Source organism: Sphingomonas sp. 2R-10 (assembly GCF_030062225.1).
In the GTDB taxonomy this organism is placed as follows: Bacteria; Pseudomonadota; Alphaproteobacteria; order Sphingomonadales; family Sphingomonadaceae; genus Sphingomonas.
Map to the genome: position 1 here is coordinate 1 of NZ_JASCXF010000079.1, position 2485 is coordinate 2485.

The following is a 2485-nucleotide window of genomic DNA, read 5'->3' on the forward strand; positions in this document are numbered from 1 at the left end:
CGATGCCGACGCCTCGCCAAGGACTGGGAGGCTTCCATCGCCTCGTCAGAAGCATGGCTCATCATCGCATCCATCAGGCGAATGACCCGCCGTATCGCAAAGCTCGAATTATGAGTCGGGCTCTAAGACGTAACAATCGGAGATTCGGTTGCCTTTTTGCCGCGTCGGCGTCGAGCGACGCTGGCTTGACCCCTTCTTTCAAAGCGCCTTCGACCTCTTGGTAGAAGCCGATGCGTCCTTCTCCGATCATGCCTGTCCTCTCTGAGGCCATCATCTACGGCAAAGCCGAGAGAGTGAGAGCGCGGACCGGATGGCCGTGACGGGTCGAGGGCTGGAGAAGATGTCTCCGGCGCCCGTCGCGGAGCTCCGCGATGTCCAGACATTCCGATCGCGCTCGCCCCGGCTTTGACCGGGCGGGCTTCTATGACGAGATCACCGACAGGATCGTCGCCGAGCTGGAGGCGGGCCGTGTCCCCTGGGTCCAGCCGTGGGGGACCGCCGCGGCGAAGGCGTCGATCGGCCTGCCGCGGAACGCCGCGACCGGACGCGCCTATTCCGGCATCAACGTCCTGATCTTGTGGGGCGCCGTGATCGAGCACGGCTTCCCTGGCCAGGGCTGGCTCACCTTCCGGCAGGCGCTCGCGCTCGGCGGCCATGTCCGCAAGGGCGAGCGCTGCACCACCGTCGTCTATGCCGACCGCTTCGTCCCCGACGACGAGAAGCCACGTGCTCGCGCCAGCGGGGAAGAGGCCGCCGCGATCCCGTTCCTCAAGCGGTTCACCGTCTTCAACGCCGCCCAGTGCGAGGAGCTGCCGGACGATGTCACGGTCGCCGCACCGCCCCCGCCGCCCGGCCTGATCGAACCGCGGGCCGAGGCGCTGATCCGGGCCACCGGCATCGACTTTCGGATCGGCGGCGACCGCGCCTTCTACGCACCGGGTCCCGACTATGTGCAGGTCCCACCGCCGCAGGCCTATTTCGAGCCGATCAACTGGCATCGCACGGCGCTCCACGAACTGTGCCACGCGACCGGCCATGCTTCCCGGCTCGGCCGCGACATGACCGGCGGCTTCGGCACCAGGAAATACGCTTTCGAGGAACTCGTCGCCGAGATGAACGCGGCGTTCTGCTGCGCGTCGCTCGGCATCGTGCCGACGGTCCGCCATGCCGACTACATCGGTGCCTGGCTGGAGGTGCTGCGCGACGACGGTCGCGCCATCGTCCGTGCAGCTTCGCAGGTGAGCAAGGCGGCCGACTGGCTGCTCGGCTTCCTGCCCGACGCCGATGCTGCCGCCGGCGCGATCGACGCGCGGGAGGCGGCATGATGAACGCGCCCGTCTTCCCGCATCTCGCACCAGCCCCCGACCGGACGGCTGGCATCCGCCTGCGCGTCCTCAGCCTCGGTGCCGGCGTACAGTCGACCACACTGGCGCTGATGGCAGCGCATGGCGAGATCGGTCCGATGCCCGACTGTGCCGTGTTCGCCGATAACGGCTGGGAGCCGCGCGCGGTGTACGAGCATCTCGACTGGCTGCGGTCGCCGAACGTGCTGCCGTTCCCGGTCCACATCGTCTCGGCCGGCGACCTTCGCGCCGATCTGCTCGCGGGAGCACGCGGCGAACGCTGGGCGTCGATCCCGGCCTTCACCCGCACGGTGACGCCGGCTAGGGCCGAACTGCCGGTCTACGACGAAGACGATGATGGCGATCTCACCGTGGTCGGCACCCGCATCGTCGCGACCGAAAAGGTGGGCGTCGGCATGATCCGTCGCCAATGCACCGGCGACTACAAGATCGTGCCGATCCGGCGGAAGGTACGTGAGCTGCTCGGCATCGCCGGGCGGCGCTCGCCCAAGACGCCCGTCGCGGAGCAATGGATCGGCATCTCGCTCGACGAAGCGATCCGCATGAAGCCGTCCTTCGAGGACTGGCAGCTCAACCGCTGGCCGCTGATCGAGATGGGCATGACGCGGCAGGACTGCCTGCGCTGGCTGGAGCGGCACGGCTATCCGCTGCCACCGAAGTCGTCGTGCATCAGCTGTCCGTTTCACTCCGACGCGGTGTGGCGGGACATGCGCGACCACGATCCCGACGCTTGGGCCGACGCGGTGGCGGTGGACCGCGCGATCCGCACCGGCTTTCGCGGCATCCGCAGCGAGGTCTATCTGCACCGCTCCGCCGTGCCCCTCGACGAAGCCGATCTCGCCACCGACGCCGATCGCGGCCAGCTCGATCTCTGGCCGAACGAATGCGAAGGGATGTGCGGGGTCTGATGGACTTCTGAACATTCGTATCCAACTGGCCACATCTCCCGCTGGCGTGCAGCAGGTAATGAAATAGACTTTCTCTCACAGGGAGATAGAGGCTGTTATGAACCATCAGCGAGTGCAGCGGCCTGTTTCATCATGAGGCAGGCGAAGGCGACGATGTGAAGTCCTGCGAGTGTTTCGGCGTAACGTTCGTAGTCTTTGACGAGGCGTCGGAAG

General features: G+C 66.8%; 2 protein-coding genes and 2 pseudogenes. 3 read left to right on the forward strand and 1 reads right to left on the reverse strand.

Annotated elements, in window-relative coordinates; all coding sequences use genetic code 11:
- The 3 genes and pseudogenes from QLH51_RS19715 to QLH51_RS19725 form a co-directional block, all read left to right on the forward strand.
- Positions 1 to 114: pseudogene (locus QLH51_RS19715) on the forward strand (IS5/IS1182 family transposase); the annotation flags it as partial.
- A 257-nt stretch (positions 115 to 371) separates the two neighbouring features.
- Positions 372 to 1325, forward strand: a complete 954-nt coding sequence (locus tag QLH51_RS19720; RefSeq protein WP_125662757.1) for an ArdC family protein — start codon at positions 372 to 374, stop codon at positions 1323 to 1325.
- Positions 1322 to 2272, forward strand: coding sequence for a hypothetical protein (locus QLH51_RS19725; RefSeq protein ID WP_206429329.1), 951 nt, complete (start codon positions 1322 to 1324; stop codon positions 2270 to 2272). Before QLH51_RS19720 ends, QLH51_RS19725 begins: the two co-directional genes overlap by 4 nt.
- Before the next feature lie 95 nt (positions 2273 to 2367).
- Here the strand turns inward: QLH51_RS19725 and QLH51_RS19730 are convergent.
- Positions 2368 to 2485 (reverse strand): annotated as a pseudogene (locus QLH51_RS19730) (IS5/IS1182 family transposase); the annotation flags it as partial.

What these genes read in the sequence shown, in the direction of transcription:
- QLH51_RS19720 (WP_125662757.1), top strand. Translation starts at nt 372, where the DNA reads ATGTCCAGACATTCCGATCGCGCTCGCCCCGGCTTTGACCGGGCGGGC.
- QLH51_RS19725 (WP_206429329.1), top strand. Translation starts at nt 1,322, where the DNA reads ATGATGAACGCGCCCGTCTTCCCGCATCTCGCACCAGCCCCCGACCGG.